Annotated in this window: 15 protein-coding genes; 8 read left to right on the forward strand and 7 right to left on the reverse strand. The window is 70.0% G+C overall.

Annotated features, from left to right (window positions below; all coding sequences use genetic code 11):
• Positions 1-177 precede the first annotated feature (177 nt).
• Positions 178-1,233, forward strand: a complete 1,056-nt coding sequence (locus VB080_RS11880; protein WP_323418666.1) for an NAD(P)-dependent alcohol dehydrogenase — start codon at positions 178-180, stop codon at positions 1,231-1,233.
• 148 nt (positions 1,234-1,381) lie between these two features.
• On the opposite strand, the gene VB080_RS11885 is transcribed toward VB080_RS11880, so the two are convergent.
• On the reverse strand, positions 1,382-3,619 hold the full coding sequence (locus VB080_RS11885) for a 6-phosphofructokinase (protein WP_323418667.1): 2,238 nt from the start codon (positions 3,617-3,619) through the stop codon (positions 1,382-1,384).
• 246 nt (positions 3,620-3,865) lie between these two features.
• Positions 3,866-4,768: a M15 family metallopeptidase gene (locus VB080_RS11890; protein WP_323418668.1), complete on the reverse strand. Its 903-nt coding sequence runs from the start codon at positions 4,766-4,768 to the stop codon at positions 3,866-3,868.
• A 420-nt stretch (positions 4,769-5,188) separates the two neighbouring features.
• Here VB080_RS11890 and VB080_RS11895 point away from each other — a divergent pair, with 420 nt between their 5' ends.
• Positions 5,189-5,701 carry a hypothetical protein gene (locus tag VB080_RS11895; RefSeq protein WP_323418669.1) on the forward strand — a complete coding sequence of 171 codons (513 nt, stop codon included), beginning with the start codon at positions 5,189-5,191 and terminating at the stop codon, positions 5,699-5,701.
• A gap of 22 nt (positions 5,702-5,723) precedes the next feature.
• Here VB080_RS11895 and VB080_RS11900 read toward each other — a convergent pair whose 3' ends face one another.
• Together VB080_RS11900 and VB080_RS11905 are read right to left on the reverse strand one after the other, a co-directional pair.
• Positions 5,724-6,641 carry a DUF4031 domain-containing protein gene (locus VB080_RS11900; protein WP_323418670.1) on the reverse strand — a complete coding sequence of 306 codons (918 nt, stop codon included), beginning with the start codon at positions 6,639-6,641 and terminating at the stop codon, positions 5,724-5,726.
• A gap of 2 nt (positions 6,642-6,643) precedes the next feature.
• Positions 6,644-7,114 carry a YbhB/YbcL family Raf kinase inhibitor-like protein gene (locus VB080_RS11905; protein ID WP_323418671.1) on the reverse strand — a complete coding sequence of 157 codons (471 nt, stop codon included), beginning with the start codon at positions 7,112-7,114 and terminating at the stop codon, positions 6,644-6,646.
• Positions 7,115-7,224: 110 nt separating this feature from the next.
• Between VB080_RS11905 and VB080_RS11910 the strand changes: the two genes are divergently transcribed.
• Positions 7,225-7,833 (forward strand): hypothetical protein, encoded by a 609-nt coding sequence (locus VB080_RS11910; protein WP_323418672.1) that lies wholly within the window; start codon positions 7,225-7,227, stop codon positions 7,831-7,833.
• Positions 7,834-7,996: 163 nt separating this feature from the next.
• Here the strand turns inward: VB080_RS11910 and VB080_RS11915 are convergent, their stop codons facing one another.
• A complete protein-coding gene (locus tag VB080_RS11915) occupies positions 7,997-8,833 on the reverse strand; it encodes a DsbA family protein (RefSeq protein WP_323418673.1) in 837 nt (278 codons plus the stop codon).
• The gene (locus tag VB080_RS11920; protein WP_323418674.1) at positions 8,830-9,213 is read right to left on the reverse strand and encodes a hypothetical protein; all 384 of its coding nucleotides are present in this window, start codon (positions 9,211-9,213) and stop codon (positions 8,830-8,832) included. Before VB080_RS11920 ends, VB080_RS11915 begins: the two co-directional genes overlap by 4 nt.
• Positions 9,214-9,373: 160 nt before the next feature.
• Between VB080_RS11920 and VB080_RS11925 the strand changes: the two genes are divergently transcribed.
• From VB080_RS11925 to VB080_RS11945, 5 genes are all read left to right on the forward strand, one after another.
• Positions 9,374-10,285: an SH3 domain-containing protein gene (locus tag VB080_RS11925; protein ID WP_323418675.1), complete on the forward strand. Its 912-nt coding sequence runs from the start codon at positions 9,374-9,376 to the stop codon at positions 10,283-10,285.
• A gap of 306 nt (positions 10,286-10,591) precedes the next feature.
• On the forward strand, positions 10,592-12,385 hold the full coding sequence (locus tag VB080_RS11930) for a CDP-glycerol glycerophosphotransferase family protein (RefSeq protein ID WP_323418676.1): 1,794 nt from the start codon (positions 10,592-10,594) through the stop codon (positions 12,383-12,385).
• The gene (gene pgi, locus VB080_RS11935) at positions 12,382-14,055 is read left to right on the forward strand and encodes a glucose-6-phosphate isomerase (RefSeq protein ID WP_323418677.1); all 1,674 of its coding nucleotides are present in this window, start codon (positions 12,382-12,384) and stop codon (positions 14,053-14,055) included. The genes VB080_RS11930 and pgi overlap by 4 nt, the downstream gene beginning before the upstream one ends.
• A gap of 276 nt (positions 14,056-14,331) precedes the next feature.
• Positions 14,332-15,180 carry an ABC transporter permease gene (locus VB080_RS11940; protein ID WP_323418678.1) on the forward strand — a complete coding sequence of 283 codons (849 nt, stop codon included), beginning with the start codon at positions 14,332-14,334 and terminating at the stop codon, positions 15,178-15,180.
• Positions 15,173-15,955, forward strand: coding sequence for an ABC transporter ATP-binding protein (locus tag VB080_RS11945; RefSeq protein ID WP_323418679.1), 783 nt, complete (start codon positions 15,173-15,175; stop codon positions 15,953-15,955). Before VB080_RS11940 ends, VB080_RS11945 begins: the two co-directional genes overlap by 8 nt.
• 16 nt (positions 15,956-15,971) lie before the next feature.
• On the opposite strand, the gene VB080_RS11950 is transcribed toward VB080_RS11945, so the two are convergent.
• On the reverse strand, positions 15,972-17,309 hold the full coding sequence (locus tag VB080_RS11950) for a Gfo/Idh/MocA family oxidoreductase (protein WP_323418680.1): 1,338 nt from the start codon (positions 17,307-17,309) through the stop codon (positions 15,972-15,974).
• Positions 17,310-17,920: the final 611 nt, after the last annotated feature.

Here is a 17,920-nt window from a genome sequence, read left to right on the forward strand (position 1 = left end):
GAAGCTGTGGGTGAGGATCCGAGGATGGGGTTTCAGCCACAGCTTGTCCGGCCTTGGTGGCTGCCGGCCGCCCGGGGGAGCGGCCGGACCGGCGGTGTCACGCGCGTCCGGATCCCAGCAGGGCGGGGTGGGGGCCGTCCAGGCGGTGCAGGATGGATGGCAGGAGAAGGAGATCCCATGCCTCAGGCCATTGCCTATGCCATTGACGGCCCCACCGGGAGGTTCGTCCGGACCACCATCGAGCGCCGCGAGCCGGGCCCCACCGAGGTGCTCTTCGACATCCGGTACGCCGGCATCTGTCATTCCGACATCCACACCGCCCGCGGGGAATGGGGGCCCGCCCGGTATCCGCTGGTCCCCGGCCATGAACTGGCCGGGGTGGTCACCCGGGTCGGTTCGGCAGTCACGAAGTTCGCCGTTGGTGACCGGGTGGGAGTCGGCTGTTTCGTGGACTCCTGCGGCGCGTGCGAGCAATGCGCCGCCGGACGCGAGCAGTTCTGCGAGAGCCGGGAGAAGCCCACCGTCTGGACGTACAACGCCATCGGCAGGGACGGTCTGCCGACCGCCGGCGGCTACTCCACCTGTTTCACCATCGAGCAGGACTACCTGCTGCGGATCCCGGACTCGATCGACCTGGCCGCTGCCGCCCCACTGCTGTGCGCCGGGATCACCACCTACTCGCCACTGAAGCGCTGGGGTGCCGGCCCCGGCAAGCGGGTGGCGATCGTCGGCATGGGCGGCCTGGGGCACATGGCCGTCCAACTCGCGGCGGCGATGGGTGCGGAGGTGGCGGTGATCAGCCAGACCCGCTCCAAGGAGGCGGACGGTCGGCGTTTCGGGGCATCGGAGTACTACGCCACCAGTGAACCGGGCACGCTGAGGCACCTGCGCCGCAGCTTCGACCTGATGGTCACCACGGTGTCGGGCTCCAGCGACCTTACGGGTCTGCTGGGCTGCCTGAAGATCGGTGGCGCCCTGGTGGACGTCGGCCTGCCCGAGCACCCGGTCGAGCTGAGGATGAGCACACTGACCAACGGCAACCGGATCCTGGCTGGCTCGAACATCGGAGGCATTGCCGAAACCCAGGAGATGCTCGACTTCTGCGCCGAGCACGGCCTGGCCGCCCAGGTCGAGGTGATCAGCGGGGAGGACATCAACGACGCCTACGACAAGGTGGTCGCTTCCCAGGTCCGCTACCGCTACGTGATCGACACCAGCACCTTCACCGCCTGAGCCCGACTGACCACCACCCCTGCCGCTTGGCGCTTCCCGACCGCCAGCCTTCGCGTCGAGCGCCCCTGCCTATGGTCGAGCGTTCGGCGCGAAGGCAGGCGCTCGATCGGTGGGACGCGGGGACGGTTCGGGTGGGGTTCGAGGCGGCTCAGCCGGCGTCCGAGACCGCGGCAACCACCGGGTGCAGCGACCGCCACCACGGCTCGGCCGGACGGCGGAACTGCAGGTCGACCTGCTCGTTGATCTGCGCCAGCGGGGTCAGTTCGATGCCGCTGCGCACCAGGCCGATGGCGTAGCCCTCGTGAGTGCCGGCGCTGAGCTGATCACCCAGCACCCTCAGCGCCCGGGACACCAGCCGGGTGGAGAGCACTCGGTCGAAGGGGGTGGGGACGCCGCCCTGCTGGACGTGCCCGAGCACCACCGTCCGGACGTCGTAGGCGTCCTTCCCCTCCTCCTCCAGCAGCCGGGCCAGGAAGTCGGTGGTGTAGAGCGCGTTCGCGTTCTCGTTGCGGATCGCCAGGAAGAGCTTGCGTCCGTGGGCGAAGCTCTGCTGCAGCCACTCGAGGTCGGCCTGCAGCGACTTCAGCGTGATGCCGTCCTCGTGCAGGTAGATCCGCTCGGCACCGCCGGCCAGCCCGCCCATCATCGCCAGGTAGCCGCAGAACTGGCCCATGGTCTCCACCACGAACGCCCGCTTCGCCGCGCTCGCCGAGGGTTTGATCCGGTCGATCGCCTCGGTCACCACGTTGAGCGCGGTGTCGGCGCCGATGGACAGTTCCGAGCCCGGCAGGTTGTTGTCGATGGACGCCGGCACACAGACGATCGGGATCCGGAAGGCCGGGTAGCGCTCCTGCTCGCGCTGCAGCAGGTGGGCGCCCTGGTAGGCGTTCCAGCCGCCGATCACCAGCAGGGCGTCGACCCGGTGGTGCTCCAGTGCGCGGCTGACCGCGTACAGGTTCTCCACCGAGGGGATCGGACGTCGGACGCCCAGTTCGGCGCCGCCCTCGGCCAGCCAGCCCTCGACACCGGCCCAGTCCAGTTCGCGGATCAGTCCCTCCCGCAGGCCGACGAAACCGTCCTGCACGCCCAGCATGGTGTGGCCGCGCGAGATCCCGAGCCGGACGGCGGCGCGGGCAGCCGGGTTCATCCCCGGCGCCAGCCCGCCGGCGTGCAGGATCGCTATGCGTTTGGCGGTGTCGGGGGCGGCGACGCTGGCTGGCTCGACCAGTTCGGCCAGCAGTTGCGCCATCTCCTTGAAGGAGCCACCGCGATAGGCCATCGCCTTGTCGTAGTCGCCTGCCTGGATCAGCCCTGGCACCTCCCGGGTCTGCGCCACCGCGTCGATCAGGGGGAACCGGATTACCCGGTTGCCGCGCAGCCCGAGCACCGAGATCGGCGTGTCCGCGTCTGCCTGCAGCACCTCGACCACCGCCTCGTACCCCAGCCAACTGGAGGCCCAGCGGTCGAAGGCGGACGGTGTGCCGCCCCGCTGCACATGCCCGAGAATGGTCACCCGGACGTCCTCGTGCAGTCGGTCGGCCAGCGTCTGGCGGACGTACTCGGAGGTGATCGGCTGGCCCTGCCGGTCGATGGCGCCCTCGGCCACCACCACCATCGAGTCCCGCCGGCCGGCTTCCCGGCTGCGGCGCAGGGCGGCGCACAGCTGGTCCTCCCAGCCGTCGGCAGGCGGCAGTTCAGGGATCAGGACGTAGTCACAGCCGCCGGCGATCGCACTCATCAGCGCCAGATAGCCGCAGTGCCGGCCCATCACCTCCACGACGAAGGAGCGCTGGTGGCTGGCGGCGGTGCTGGCCAGTGCATCGATGGCGTCGGTGATTCGGTGCAGAGCGGTGTCGGCGCCGATCGTCATGTCGGTGCCAACCAGGTCGTTGTCGATCGAGCCGACCAGTCCGGCAGCCAGCAGGGACGGGTGCGCGGCCGCGGTCTGGGGTGAGATCGCCCCCTCCGCGACCAGTTCGGCGAGCAGCTCCGGCCACTCGGCACGGAACTGGTCCAGGCCGGACAGCGACCCGTCCCCGCCGATCACGATCAGCCGGTCGATACCGGCAGTGAGCAGGTTGCGGGCGGCGGCCTTGCGTCCCCGGCGCTCGCGGAAGTCCTTGCTGCGGAAGGTGCCGATCATGGTGCCGCCGCGGTGCAGGATGCTGCTGACGTCCTCCCAGCCGAGCTCGCCGATCCCCTCGCCACCGTCCACCATGCCCTGGTAGCCCTCGTAGATTGCGAACACCCGGGCGCCCAGGGTGATCCCGGTACGGACGGCGGCGCGGACCGCGGCGTTCATCCCCTGGGCGTCGCCGCCGCTGGTGAGGATGCCGATCCGCCGGCCCTCACCGATGCCGGCGAGTTCGGACAGGGGTGCTGCCATGGGAGTCTCCTGGGGATCGTGCCTGATGGACCTCGAACCGGCGGTTCTGCCCCCGGTGCCGGAGAGGACGACCCGCGCGTCCCATCTTGCCAGCGCCCGGCTCCGGCCGTCCGCCAAAATGAGCCGCCCCGGAGGGTCCGGAGACTCCTCCCGGTGCCGGTTGTGCGGGATTCCGCCGGGAATCCCGCAGGCCATACCGGCCCCAAGCCCGCACAAACGGAGGGGGTAGGGGCGGGCGGCGCGGGCTCAGCCGATGCCGAGGTACTCCTCCAGGGTCAGCTTCGAGTTCGGGTTGAACGTCAGCGAATCTTCCACACCGATGTAGCGGAAGTGCCAGGGCTCGTAGGCGTAGCCGGTGATCTTCTCCTTGCCGGGCGGGTAGCGCAGGATGAAGCCGTACTCGCGGGCGTGCTTCCACAGCCACTTGCCGACCTTGGTGTTACGGACGCCGAGCCCCCAGGTGACGCCGTCCCACAGGTCCACCGCCAGACCGGTCTGGTGTTCGCTCTTGCCCGGTTCGGCGTTGTAGCGGCGGGCCATCTTCTCGCTGCCGTACTCGACGATCTTGCGCTTCAGGATCTTGTCCTGCTCGGCGTAGGAGCGGTATCCGCTGCGCACCAGAACCTTCACCCCGTCCTGCTTCGCGGCAGCGGTCAACTCCGCCAGCGCAGCGGCCACCTCTTTCTCCAGCCCGTACTTACCGGGATGCTTGCGCTGGTAGCGCTTGGAGATCGGGTGCTTCTTGGAGACCACGACGATCCCGTTGACGACATAGGGCTGGTCGAGTTGCCGGCCGGAGCGGGTGTCCTTCGGCGGTGTGGCGTCCGCCGTGGACGTGGCAGCAGCGGACGGCGCCGCGGTCGGGGTTGCGGCAGCCGACGGGCTGCCGGGCGTGGCAGGGCTGGACGAGGCTGGGCTGGACGAGGCAGGGCTGGACGAGGCAGGGCTGGACGAAGCTGGGTTGGATAGGGCTGGGCTGGGAGCAGCGGTCCCGGTGGCGTCGACCGGCAGTGGAGCTGTATTCGCCGGTACCGGCCTGATGCCCGGAGTGGCACCGGGTGCGGCTGCCGGCGGGAGCGCTGTGCAACCGGCGACCAGCACAAGGACGGCCCCGAAGGCGATCGACCGCAGTTTCAGTACCTGATCCACGAATTCCTGTGGCTATGGGAGCCGGTCTGCCGCCCGACCGGGCCGTGGTGACCGCGCACGGCCGGCTTCGACACCCTGACCGGTGTGGCCTTGGTTCGGGCCGGCTGCTGTCCGGCGGTTCGGGCGGATGGATGCCTGACCACGGACCGTCCCGTTGCTCGCCCGGCGCTGACCGACGTGCCCGCCCGTGCCACCTGCTTGCCCACCCGCGTCACCTGCTTGTGGGTCGGGACGGAACGAGTCGTGGCGACCAAGACGGCGCTGTTGGTGACGAGGGTGGTGATGGACTGAGTGGTGGTTTTCGCCACACTGTTGGTGGAGGGCTGGGAGATCGAGCTGGACCGCGGCTGCGGGTCGATGCGACTTCCGCGGTCGCCGGTCGAACGCACCCGCCCGTCGTACTCCGGCGGCGTGTAGGGCTTGCTGGTCGCGGTCGGTGTGGACGTCGGGGCCGACGTCGCCGGTGTGGTGGGCTTGGCTGACGTGCTGGGCTTGGCGGTGGCACTGGGCTTGGCCGTGGCACTGGGCTGGGCAGAGGTGGTGGGCTTGGCCGAAGCGGTGGCCTTGCCCGGGCTGCTCGACGTCGTCGGCCTGGCCTGGGTGGAAGGCCGGCTGCTGCTCAGGTTCACGTCACGGTCGCCCGGACGTCCCGGTGTCGGTCCGGACGGCCCCACTGTCGTGGGGGCGGGGGAGATCAGCGTCGGCACCACCGGCGCCGGTTCGGGACGAGGGCCGACCGGGGGACTGCCCTCACCAACCGAAGGTCGCGGCGTGGGGACGGCCGCCGGCGCAGCCGCTGGCTGCAGGGCCTCGCTGACCGCCTGCTCCATCAGGGCACTGCCAGGGGGCCCGACCAGCGCACCCGCTATCAGGCATGCGGCAGCGGCAGCCCAGACCGCGCGATGTCCCATCACCATCCCCCAAGAATCCTGAGGGCCAACTCTACGTCAGCAGATTACGGCTTTGCGAGCGGGTTTGCAGCCCCTGTGAGCCAACGACGCCGTTCCGCGGCCAGATTGCCCCGTGCGGTGTCCTCCCAGCGGAGCCGCCCCTGGCCGGTGGCGAACAGCGGAGTCAGCCCCAGCAGGTGGTTGAGCACCTGCACCCGTCCGCGCCGGAAGTCGGGCTCGGGGACCTGTTCGTACTCCAGCCGGACGTCGCGGACGTAGACGTCGTAGCGGCCCCGTGGCTGGCCGAGCACCGCCAGGTCGGCGTCCAGCACGATCGCCCCGGCCTGGTCGTGCGGGTCGGTCAGGACGTGGCTGGCGGTGAGCCGCACCAGGCGGGTGATCTCGTCCAGTTCGCTGGCCTGGACCACCGTGCCGGCGAGCAGGTCCACCGCGAGCCGGGCGGAGGCCTCCTCATCGGCGCCGGGCTCGCGGCGGTACACCGCGTCGTGGAACCACAGCGCGAGTTGCACCGGGCGCGGCACCTCGCCGCCGGTGATCTCCCGGGCCGCGGCCAGGGCGTGCGCGAGATGGCGGACGTCGTGGTAGAACCGGTGCGGTTCGCTCCAGCGGGCCAGCAACTCCGTCCCGATCCCCGGGGTTCCGGGCAGCAGCGTGTCCCAGGCCGCACGCAGCACCGGCAGCACCCGGGCGACGGTCGGCGACCGGTCCTGTGGCCGCACCCGCAGGCCGGCGGCCCGGAGCCGGCGCAGCAACTCCTGCTCGGGTACCGGGACGGCGCCCTGCGCGACCAACTGCGGGTAGCGGCCCTCGGCGACGTCGTAGTGGTCGTGGTCGAAGGCCCGCAGCGGAAGCCCTGCGGCCGCGGCGAAGGCGTGCAGTTCGTCCAGGCTGGTGTCGGAGACCAGGTGGGCGAACCGGGTGCCGTGGGCCGGCCACCGGGGCGGGTCGATCAGGACTGCCAAGCTCAGCTCGCCGGATTCTGGAACAGCGCGACGAACTCCGCCTCGCCGAGCACGTGGAAGCTGGCGGTGAGCAGGGCATTGGCCCGGGTGGTGTCGTCCGGCACCTCCAGCCGGTCGACATCGAGGGCCGCGACCCGGAAGTGGTAGTGGTGCGCCGGCTGGCCGGGCGGCGGCCAGGGGCCACCCCAGTTCGGGTAGCCGTAGTCGGTCGGCCAGGTCCGCGCACCCTCGGGGAGGGCACCGCCCTCGGGCAGTGCGGTCACAGCGGCCGGGATGTCGGCAACCACCCAGTGCCACCAGCCGCTGCCGGTGGGCGCGTCGGGGTCGAAACAGGTCACCAGGAAGCTCTTCGTGCCCGCCGGGACGTCGCCCCACTCCAGGTCGGGGGCGACATTGGCCCCACCCACGCCTGGTTCCGCGTGCCGGATGTCGATGGTCGAATCGGCGGGGATGGCTGTGCTTGTCAGATACATGGATCCTCCAATCCGCGTTCAGCCGCAGCCTAGAGCGTGTTTCCCCATCCCGACATGGCCCGCCGCGTCCGGTTCCCACCTCCGGCGGGAGAACCGGCATGATGGGCGGCATGGGTCGAGCAGAGTTCTGGGAGCTGGGTCGCCATCGGCTGATCCTCTCGCTGCCGGCCGTCGACGCCGAGGATCTGATCGCCGCCTGCGAGGTGCTGTGGCAGGAAGGGCACCGGGTGTGGTCGGTACCGCTGGAACGCCTGGACGACCTCGCCGCCCTGCTGCCGGTCTTCGGACGACGGGCGAAGATCGGCGTGAGCGGGGTGGACACCGCCGCGGACGCCCACACCGCGATCGCCGCCGGCGCGGCCTGGCTCTCGTCCCTGTTCCCGCTCGCCGAACTGCCGCAGGCCGCCGGGCCGGTGCCGGTGGTGCTCGGCGGTCTCACCCCCGCCGAGTTGCGGCAGGCGTACGCCGCCGGTGCCAGCGCGGTGCAGGTGGTGCCGGCGGACGCCTTCGGCAGCAGTTATGCGCGCAGCCTGCCGTCCCTGCTGCCGGAGATCCCGCTGCTGGCCACCGGACGACTCGAGCACTACCAGGCCGGGCTGTGGCTGTCCGGTGGGGCCGAGGGCGTCTGGCACACCGACCTGATCGAGCCGGACCTGGTGGTCGACGCCGGGCTGGGGCCGCTGCGGGCGTTGGTACAGCGCTGGGCACGGGACGACTGAGGGGTCGCTCGCCGGGTTCGCCCAGCCGCGATCCGACCGGCTCGGGATCCCGGCCCTGGCGACGGTCAGCCCGTGGGTTCGCCCCGTCCGCGGTGGGACCGGCTCGCGACCGTGGGCGGCTTCAGACCTGAGGGCAAGTTCGCGCCGTCCGCGGTGGGAACGGCTACTTCGTCCCGCCGTAACCCTCGATCGTGGCGGTGAAGACCTCCAGCGGCTGGGCGCCGGAGATCGGCGTGGTGTTGACCACGAAGAACGGGGTGCCGGTGATCCCGATGCCCTGCGCATGCTGGGTGTCCTCCCGGACGGCCTGCAGCAGGTCCTCGTCGTCCAGCGCGGCGGTGAACGCCTCAAGGTCCGGCACGCCGGCTGCCTTGGCGAACCCGATCACGTCCGCCTGTCCGATCTCCGGATGACCGCTGGCGGGGGCAGCGGCGAACAGGGCGTGGCTGAACTCCCAGAACTTCCCCTGTTCACCGGCGGCTCGGCTGGCGACCGCGGCCAGTTCGGACTCGTCGCCGAACATCGCCATGTCGCGGAACTCGACCCGCAGCGAACCCGATTCCACGTAGGGCAGCAGATCGGTGAAGGTGGTGGTGGCGAACCGGGCGCAGTAGGGGCAGCGGAAGTCACTCCACTCGATCAGCACCACCGGCGCGTCCACCGCGCCCAGGGCACGCGGGTCGTCCGGCTCCCGGCGCTGCAGCGAGAGCAGGAACTCCTCCAGCTCCGGATCGGCGGTGGACGGGGCGGGCGTCGGCTGGGCGGAGGCCGAAGGAGCCGGCGCGGCAGTGGGCGTGGCAGGTGCCGCGGTGGCCGCGGCCAGTTGGCCGGTCAGCTCGCCGATCTGCCGCTCCCGCAGCGTCACCAGGGCCGTCAGGCCGACCACCGCCACGCTGAGGATCACCACCAGCACCCAGGGCAGCCGGGCGGGATGGTGGGGACGTTGCGGCGTGGACGGCCCGGTCGGTGGAACGACGGGGCCGGGCTGGGGGATGGTCATTGCTGGTTCCTTCGAGCCTGGCGGCGGTACTTCAACCGCAGCAGGCTACCGATGATCATGAACAGAATCACCGCACCCAGCAGCCCGCCGCCCCCATAGATCGCCAGTTGCAGCCAGCGATCGCCCTCCGGGTCGGGGCGCGGGGTGTAGGAGTACGAGGGCGTGGGGGTCGGCGTCGCCGAGGCGCCGGGCGTGGGGGACTCGTCGTCGGGGTCCTCGGCCGGCGGGGTGTATTTCGGTTTGGACGGCGCCGTGGTCTGGGCCGGCGCCGGCGCTTGTGGCGGGGCGCCGCCGGGGTCGGCAGTGGCGGTGGCGGCCAGCGGGCCGAGTTCGAGCAGGGCGATCGCGAGCGTGATCGCGGCAGCCGTCCGAGCCCTCATTCATCCTCCTGCAGCGCTGCCGGACGGAGTCCCTCCCCGCCGTGGATGCTGGCTGCCAGTCTGGCTCGCCGGATGGAGGAGCGGGTGATTCCGATTGCTTCCTGAGGAATTCTTAGGGTAAGTTGAACAATCGTTGGGCTGTCTCGTGATCGGGGTGGGGATGTACGAACCGCGCCGCGCCGCTGCTGTAACAGCGGTCGAGGCCGAGGTGACCCCGCGTCCCGCAACCGGCTCGGGCCCCCGTCGGGCCGCTCCCACCTGGCGTGACGGCCTCGCCCAGCGTGCCGGTGTCGGCCTGGTGGTGGTCGCCGCAGCAGCAACCACCAGCGCCTTCGTGATCGATGCCGCGCCGGCACCGCTTGCCGCCACCGCGGCGATCGCCTCCCCCGAGGGACGGGACGTGGAGGTCGTCAGTCGCCGCGCCGACCGTACCCTGCAGGTCCGGACGCTGACCACCTCGGCCCTGGCCGAGACGGTCGGGGAGCTGACCAGCTACACCCCGCTCCACACCAAGTCCCGGCTGAACATCCGGGCCGAGGCCTCGGAGAAGTCCGCGCTGCTGGGCTCGGTCAACGCCGGTGAGGCGGTGCTGGGCACCACGGCGATCGAGGGGAAGTACCGCAAGGTGGAGACCGACAAGGTCACCGGCTGGGTTCTCGCCGACCACCTCACCGACGTGTCGCCGGATGTCGTCGGCGGCATCACCATGGCCCCCTGCAAGCGGGGCTCCGCAGTGGAGAAGAAGCTCCGTCCGGACACGATCCGGATCTATCGCTCGGTCTGCCCGCTGTTCCCCGCGGTGAACTCCTACGGCGGCTGGCGGGCCGGCGGCCGGCAGTTCCACAAGAACGGGCGCGCGCTCGACATCATGCTCACCCCGAAGAAGGAGAGCGCGCTGGGCTGGCAGATCGCCAACTACCTGATCAAGAACGCCAAGGCTTTCAATATCGACCACATCATCTTCGAGCAGAAGATCTGGACCCCGCGCACCCCGCACTGGCGCAAGATGGCCGACCGCGGCAGCATCACCCAGAACCACTACGACCACGTCCACGTGGCGGTGCGGGCCTGAGGCCTGGTCGCCGGCGGCCGGTTGGCGTTTGCGCAAACCGGGTGATTCCGGGTAGGCGCGTGGATTATCCACGCGAGTGGCCTCTACTGCCCGGTTTCTGCACGGACTGAAGCGCTACCTCGCCCGCCAACGCTTCAGAACACTGCCCAGCCCACCTGGCGCGACCTAGAAGCCCCTGGCCCGGACGCCGTGTCCTGGACGCCGCGTCCCGGGGGACGTCGGCGTGAGCCGGGACGGGCGGCAAGACCCGGCCGACGAGTGAGAGCCGCGTCGGGCGCGGACCAGCGGCGCCGCTAGTCTGAGGGCATGAGGTCAATCGAGCGACGGCTCGCCACTCTGGGACGGGCCCCGCTCAGCGAGTGGGAGGAACTCGCGCGGGCCGCGGCCCCGCCGCCGCCGGGCCTCGTCCGGTGGCTCGCCGATCACCTGCTGTGGGTTCTGCTGGTGCCGCATCTGGCGTTGCTGGTGGCCCTGGTCGCGCGCGCACCGCTGATCGCAGTGCTGTGCTGGCTGCTGGCGGCGGTCCTCGACTGGGCTGCGACCAGGGTTGACTCCCCGCTCGGCCGGCTCTTCGACTATGCCGGGCTGAAACCGCAGTTGCGGGCAGCCCTCCGCAGCCTGCTCCTGCTCGGGGCGCTCGCGCCGTTGCCGGTCGCCGTCCCGTACGCCTGTGCGGTGGTGGCGGTCCAGTTGGCCTGGACGGCGCTGGGCGGGCTGGCGGCCCTGCTGTGGCGGGCGGCGCCGCCGCTGCGGTATCTCCCCGGGCAGACGCACCAGGCTGAGCCGCTGCGGAGCTATGTCGCCTGCTATGCGGCGGCCGTGGGGGCACCCGGAGCCTTGGTACTGGCGGAGGCGATCGCCGTCCTCGGCGCTGTTCCCGGCGTATTCGGCCCAACCAGCATGCTCACCTGGCTCGCCGTCGTGGCGCCGGTGGTTGGTGCACTCTTCGCGCTGTTCGTGACCGCCCGGTCGGCGCTGGCGGTTCGGCGGCTGCTTCACCGGAAGACTGCCGACACCGAGATCCTGCTGTCCGAGTTGACCAGTGGGGATCCGCACTACCTGGTCTATGTCTCGGCCGGGGCAGGCCAGTCCCGCTCTGTGGTCAACCAGTGGCTGCCGGTCTTCGACGCCACACCGCACAACGGGGTGATGGTGGTGCGGGAGGCGAGCCAGCTGAAGCCGCTGGCAGCTACCCGGCTGCCGGTGGTGTACGCCCCGACCACCCGCGGAGTCGAGCTGCTCACGCTCGAGTCGATCAAGGCCGCCCTCTATCTCGCCTATGGCGAGAAGAACGTCCACTTGTTGCGGGACCAGCGGCTGAAGCACGTCATGCTGGGGCACGGGGACTCCGACAAGGCATCCTCCGCCAATCCCCAGGCGCGCGCCTACGATCAGGTGTGGGTGGCGGGTCCCGCCGCTGTCGGCCGCTTCCGGGCCGCCGGCATCGACCTGCCCGACGACCGCTTCGTGCTGATCGGCAGACCGCAGGCCGAGCCGTTGCTGGCCGGCGTGCAGCGCGACCCCGGCGAGTCGCCGGTCGTGTTGTACGCACCCACCTTCGAGGGCTACTACGAACAGACCGCCTACAGCTCGCTGGACACCATGGGGCCGGCCATGGTGCGGCGGTTGCTGGAGGTGGTGCCCCGGGTCCGGGTCTGGTTCAAACCGCACCCGGCGAGTGGGACGGTGCGCCCGTCCATGCTCGCGGCGATCGCCGAGATCGAGGGCCTGCTCGCCGGCGGCGAGCACGTCCTGGTTGACCATACCGACCTCACCCTGGTCGACTGCCTGGCCCAGGCGGACGTGCTGCTCGCCGACGTGTCCAGTGTCACCAGCGACTTCCTGGCCACCGGACGCCCGGCCATCGTCACCAACCCCGCCGGCCTGACCACCGAGGAGTTCCTGGCCGCCTACCCCAGCCAGCGCGGGCTGTATCTGGTTGGGCCCGGGCTGGCCGGCTTCGACCAAGCGGTGCGCGACGCGTTCGGCCCCGACCCGCTGCGGGCCGAGCGGCTCGCGCTGCGCAGCCATCTCCTGGGCGACCATCCCGACGGTCCGCAGGCCGCCTTCGACGCAGCCCTCGCTAGGCTGACGTCATGACCGCTCCTGTCGATCCGACGACCACCGCCGCCTGGTCCACCCTCACCGCGCTCACAACCTCGCTGGAGCCCGACCTGCGAGGCTGGTTCGCCGCCGATCCCGGCCGCGCCGAACGCTTCAGCCTGACCGCCGGCGACCTGTTCGTCGACCTGTCGAAGAACCTGCTCACCGACGAGGTGCTGGCCGCGCTGGTGGCGCTGGGCCGCGAGGTCGGCCTGGAGGCCCGCCGGGACGCGATGTACGCCGGCGAGCGGATCAACACCACCGAGAACCGCTCGGTGCTGCACACCGCGCTGCGCCGGCCACGCACCGATTCGGTGGTGGTGGACGGTATCGACGTCGTCCCCGGCGTCCACGAGGTACTCGACAAGGTCTACGGCTTCGCCGAGCAGGTGCGCTCGGGGGCCTGGCAGGGCGTCACCGGCAAGCGGATCCAGACCGTGGTCAATATCGGCATCGGCGGCTCCGACCTCGGCCCGGTGATGGTCTACGAGGCGCTCAAGCCCTATGTCCAGCCTGGTCTGAGCTGCCGGTTCGTGTCCAATATCGACCCGACCGACGTGGCAGAGAAGACCGCCGATCTCGACCCGGAGACCACGCTGTTCATCGTGGCGTCCAAGACCTTCACCACCCTGGAGACCCTGACCAACGCCCGGTTGGCCCGCGACTGGCTGCTGCGGACGTTGGCCGCCCAGGGCGCGATTGACGGGTCGGACGGGGCCCGGGCCGACGCCATCGCCAAGCACTTCGTCGCGGTCTCCACCGCCCTGGACAAGGTGGCAGCCTTCGGCATCGACCCGGCCAATGCCTTCGGCTTCTGGGACTGGGTGGGCGGCCGCTACTCGGTCGACTCCGCGGTCGGCACCAGCCTGGCCGTCGCGCTGGGACCGGACGCCTTCGCCGACTTCCTGGCGGGCTTCCGCGCGATCGACGAGCATTTCGCCAGCGAGCCGCTGGAGCGCAACGTGCCGGCGCTGATGGGCCTGCTGAACGTCTGGTACGTCAACTTTTTCGGCGCCGCCAGCCACGCCGTCCTGCCGTACGCGCAGTACCTGCACCGGTTCGCCGCCTACCTGCAGCAGCTCACTATGGAGTCCAACGGCAAGGGCGTCCGGTGGGACGGAACCCCGGTCACCACCGCCACCGGTGAGGTGTTCTGGGGCGAGCCCGGCACCAACGGCCAGCACGCCTTCTACCAGCTGATCCACCAGGGAACCCAATTGATCCCGGCCGACTTCATCGCTGTCGCCACCCCGGCGCACCCGCTGACCGACGGGGATGCGGACGTCCACGAGCTCTTCCTGGCGAACTTCTTCGCCCAGACTAAGGCGCTGGCCTTCGGCAAGACCGCTGACGAGGTGCGCGCCGAGGGCACCGCCGAGCCGATCGTCTGGGCCCGGGTGTTCCCGGGTAACCGGCCGACGACGTCCATCATGGCGCCGGCGCTCACCCCGTCCGTGGTCGGCCAGCTGATCGCGCTGTACGAGCACATCACCTTCACCCAGGGTGTGGTGTGGGGGATCAACTCCTTCGACCAGTGGGGGGTGGAACTCGGCAAGCAGTTGGCGCTGCAGATCGCCCCGGCGGTCGCCGGGGTCGCCGCGGCACTCCAGGCCCAGGACCCCTCCACCCGCAACCTTGTCGGCTACTACCTCAGCCACCGCGGTTGAACCCGTCAGCGAGGTGCAGGTGCACAAACCGGGTGATTCCGGGCACTCGCGTGCACTATCCACGCCAGTCGCCTCTGCTACCCGGTTTGTGCCGAGCTTTTCTGCCGGGGCTCTCGCCGGTCACCGGAGCCTGGCCTGGTCGGGCGGCGCGGCGGTCCGCTGCGCCGCGGAGCTCCGCGAGTGTCCGGAATCGCCTGCCGTGACCGGGACGGATAGACTCCACCCGAAGAACCGGCCGGACAACGGTCGAGGCTTGACGAGGGGAACCCGACGCGCATGAGTCTGGCCGAGTACGCGGCGCGGAGCGGCCTGCACCGGGTGGGTGCGCGGCCCTCGCTCGGGTCGTACCTGAAACAGACCTGGGAACGCCGCGATTTCATCGTCGCGATGGCACAGTCCCGGTTGCGTGCCCAACTGGAGGGCAACCGGCTGGGCATCGGCTGGCTGCTGCTGCAGCCGGTGCTCAACGCGGCGATCTACGGCCTGATCTTCGGCGTCCTGCAGAAGGATGTCGGCAGCCCGCTCACCTACGCAGCGCACGTGGTGATCGGCGTCTTCCTCTTCGGCTTCTTCTCGTCAAGCCTCATCCGGGGCGCCAAGTCGATCACCGGCAACCAGAACTTGGTGCAGTCACTGGCCTTCCCGCGGCTCACGCTGCCGCTGGCCGAAGTGGTCCAGCAGCTCCTCGCCCTGCTGCCTTCGATCGCCCTGCTCCTGGTGATCCTGCCGTTCCTGGGGCACTGGCCGACGTTGGAGTGGCTGCTGATCATTCCGCTGCTGGCGCTGTTCGCTCTGTTCAACGCCGGGATCGCGATGATCGCCGCCCGGCTCACCGTCCACGTCCGCGACCTCACCCAGCTGCTGCCGTTCATCTCCCGGATCCTCTTCTACACCTCGGGCGTGCTGTTCGACGTCAGCCGGGTGTTCGTCAAGTACCCGTGGGCGGTTCGGCTGTTCGACTTCCACCCGATCTACCAGGTGCTGCAACTGGGTCGCAGCCTGCTGATGGGAGAGCAGCTGACCGACCAGAATTACTGGTGGTACTTCTCGGCCTGGGCGGTGCTCACCTTCGCCGTCGGGCTGGTGTTCTTCTGGTCGGCGGAGGAGCGGTACGGCCGTGACTGAGCCCCTCACCCCTGTAGCCACTCCATCGGACGGACGCCGTCCGGTGGTGGTGGTCGACGACCTGCACGTGAAGTACCGGGTCTATGCCGGCGGCCGGGCGGTGCAGGGTGCCCAGCCCGGGTTGCTCGCCAAGGAGCGCCGCGGCATCCGGGTGGTGCATGCCCTGAAGGGCATCTCCTTCGTCGCCCGCGAGAACGAGTCGATCGGCGTGATCGGCTCCAACGGCTCGGGCAAGTCCACCCTGATGCGCGCGATCACCGGCCTCACCCAGCCTGAGTCGGGCGCGGTGTACGCCTCCTCCCGGCCCAACATGCTGGGGGTCGGCGCAGCCTTGATCGGCGACCTCTCGGGCGAGCGCAACATCCTGCTCGGCGGGCTGGCCCTGGGCTTCTCCCGCAAGGAGGTCGAGGCGATGCGCGACGAGATCGTCGAGTTCGCCGAGTTGCAGGACTTCATCGACCTGCCGATGCGGACCTACTCCTCGGGCATGCAGGCCCGGCTGAAGTTCTCGATCGCCACCGTCCGGCAGCACGAGATCCTGATCGTGGACGAGGCCCTGGCGGTCGGCGACCGCCGGTTCCGCACCCGCAGCGAGGACCGGATCCGCGAGATCCGGGACAACGCCGGCACGGTCTTCCTGGTCTCGCACTCGATGGCCTCCATCCGCGACACCTGCGGCCGCGCGATCTGGCTGAACAAGGGCGAACTGGTGATGGACGGCCCGGTCGACGAGGTCACCGAGGCCTACGAGGACTCCAGGCAGGCGCGCGGCTGAGGCCCCGGCCCGCCGCTCAGCCGAAGAACTCGGCGCCGGCCCGGGCCCGCTCGATGATGTCGGCGATGGCCAGTGATTCCGCGGCGCGCAGCTTGAACGACTCCAGGTTCTTCCCTCGGATCATCTGGGTGAACTCGGCCAGCTCGTAGCGCAGGCCGTCGCCGTCGAAGGTGTTGTAGTACTTGCGGTTCTGCGCCGGGTTCTCGAACCGGGTCTCGAAATACTCGGTCAGCCACCAGGGCGCGGGGACATGGACGTAGCCGAGGGTTCCGGCGACGATCAACTCTCCCTCGGCCTTCACACCGAGCCCGGTGCGGGCCGAGGCGATCGCACCCGGGTAGCTGATGTCGATCCGGCTGAACAGTTCCACCTCGCTGTCCTCGGGGCGCAGCGACTGGGTGCGGATGGTGGTGTAATCGGTGCCGAGCAGCTTGACCACGGCCAGCAGCGGGTAGGTGGCCAGCTCGGAGATGCTGCCGCCGTCCGGGGACTCCAGTTCGCGGCCGCCGGTCACCAGCTTGGTGAAGGTGGCGTCCACAGAGCGGATCTGTCCGATCGAGCCGGAGCGGGCCACCTCCACCATCCGCTGGAAGGCCGGAGCGAAGGCAGTCTTGACCGCCTCAAGGAGCACGACCTCGCGTTCCCTGGCACGAGTGAAGAGCTCCTCGGTCTGGGCCCTGGACAGGGTCATCGGCTTCTCGCACAGGACGTGGATGCCAGCGTCCAGAGCGGCCGCGGTGTGCTCGTAGTGGGTGCCGTGGGGGGAGGCGATGTAGACCGCGTCGACCGCGCCGAACAGGTCGTCCCGGGTCTGGGCCGCGTGCTGCAGCTCGAATCGCTCGGCGAAGGCCTGCGCCCGGGCGTAGTGCTGGCTGAAGACGGTCCTGACGTCCACGCCGGACACGTAGCGGGCCTCGGCGACGAAGCGGGCGGCGATCCGTCCGGACCCGATCACACCGAGCCGGATCACCCCGGCGTTCTGGTCCCGCAGCTGGGTGCTGGAGACCCCCTTGGTGCGCTCGAGGTACACCACCTCGCAGTAGTCCTTGAGGTAGTCGAACTCGCCCAGCCAGTCCGACCCGATCGCGAAGATGTCGATGCCGTACTTCTGGATGTCGCGGATCTTCTGGCCCTCGTACTCCTCGATGATGATCTCGTCGGCCAGGCCGCTGTCCTGCACGTTGCGGATCCGCTCCATCAGACTCTGGCTGACGTTGAGCTTGCCGCGGCTGTTGTCGTAGTTCTCCGTGGTCACACCCACGATGAGATGGTCGCCGAGCGCCTTCGCCCGTTCGAGCAGTCTGCGATGACCCTCGTGGAACAGGTCGAAGGTGCCGTAGGTGATGACGCGCATGTTCCCTCTCTGAGGCGCCGGGACCGGTGACCACCCGGCCGGACCCAGAACCGTCCCGGTCGGCGTGGACGGGTGATCCTCGTACTGTAACGGCTCCCCGGTTTCGGCGCCCCACCGCTGGTGGGCCGAGCTTGGACGGGGAGCTTCTCGCGAACACGGCGCACGAGCCTCGTCGGGCGTTTTGCGGGCATCTTCCGTGAGTCTCGTCGGGGACTTGCCGTGACCACCGCAACCTGAGAGAATCTTGAGAAGGATGTCGGATTACCCCTCCGGCCACCGTGAAGGACAGCCTCCCACCCCGTCAGACGGATCTCAGGGAACTCTCAAGCCGACCTTCAGTGTGGGTCCCGGATCTGTCCACCGGGCGGGCATGATGCGCATCCAGGTTGCGATCCTGAGAAGGCAGCAACCGCTGGTGGGGGGAAGCCGCCAAGGATGGGAGAGTCGCGTGACCCGCGCCCGGTATGCCTGGAAACCAGTCGCCTGGATAGCGTTGTGGGCGCTGCTGGTGTCGATGCTGACCTTCGTCGCGACCCCGGCCCATGCCGCGGAGACGCCGACCGGCCTGAAGGTGGTGAACACCTCTGCCCGGGGGTTCGCCGTCACCTGGA

Source organism: Propionicimonas sp., from assembly GCF_034927565.1.
Lineage (GTDB): Bacteria > Actinomycetota > Actinomycetes > Propionibacteriales > Propionibacteriaceae > Propionicimonas.

Bases quoted from the DNA above. Each gene is read 5' to 3' on its own strand.
- VB080_RS11880 (WP_323418666.1), top strand. From the start codon at position 178: ATGCCTCAGGCCATTGCCTATGCCATTGACGGCCCCACCGGGAGGTTC.
- VB080_RS11885 (WP_323418667.1), bottom strand. From the start codon at position 3,619: ATGGCAGCACCCCTGTCCGAACTCGCCGGCATCGGTGAGGGCCGGCGG.
- VB080_RS11905 (WP_323418671.1), bottom strand. From the start codon at position 7,114: ATGTATCTGACAAGCACAGCCATCCCCGCCGATTCGACCATCGACATC.
- VB080_RS11910 (WP_323418672.1), top strand. From the start codon at position 7,225: ATGGGTCGAGCAGAGTTCTGGGAGCTGGGTCGCCATCGGCTGATCCTC.
- VB080_RS11915 (WP_323418673.1), bottom strand. From the start codon at position 8,833: ATGACCATCCCCCAGCCCGGCCCCGTCGTTCCACCGACCGGGCCGTCC.
- VB080_RS11920 (WP_323418674.1), bottom strand. From the start codon at position 9,213: ATGAGGGCTCGGACGGCTGCCGCGATCACGCTCGCGATCGCCCTGCTC.
- VB080_RS11925 (WP_323418675.1), top strand. From the start codon at position 9,374: ATGTACGAACCGCGCCGCGCCGCTGCTGTAACAGCGGTCGAGGCCGAG.
- VB080_RS11930 (WP_323418676.1), top strand. From the start codon at position 10,592: ATGAGGTCAATCGAGCGACGGCTCGCCACTCTGGGACGGGCCCCGCTC.
- pgi (WP_323418677.1), top strand. From the start codon at position 12,382: ATGACCGCTCCTGTCGATCCGACGACCACCGCCGCCTGGTCCACCCTC.
- VB080_RS11940 (WP_323418678.1), top strand. From the start codon at position 14,332: ATGAGTCTGGCCGAGTACGCGGCGCGGAGCGGCCTGCACCGGGTGGGT.
- VB080_RS11950 (WP_323418680.1), bottom strand. From the start codon at position 17,309: ATGCGCGTCATCACCTACGGCACCTTCGACCTGTTCCACGAGGGTCAT.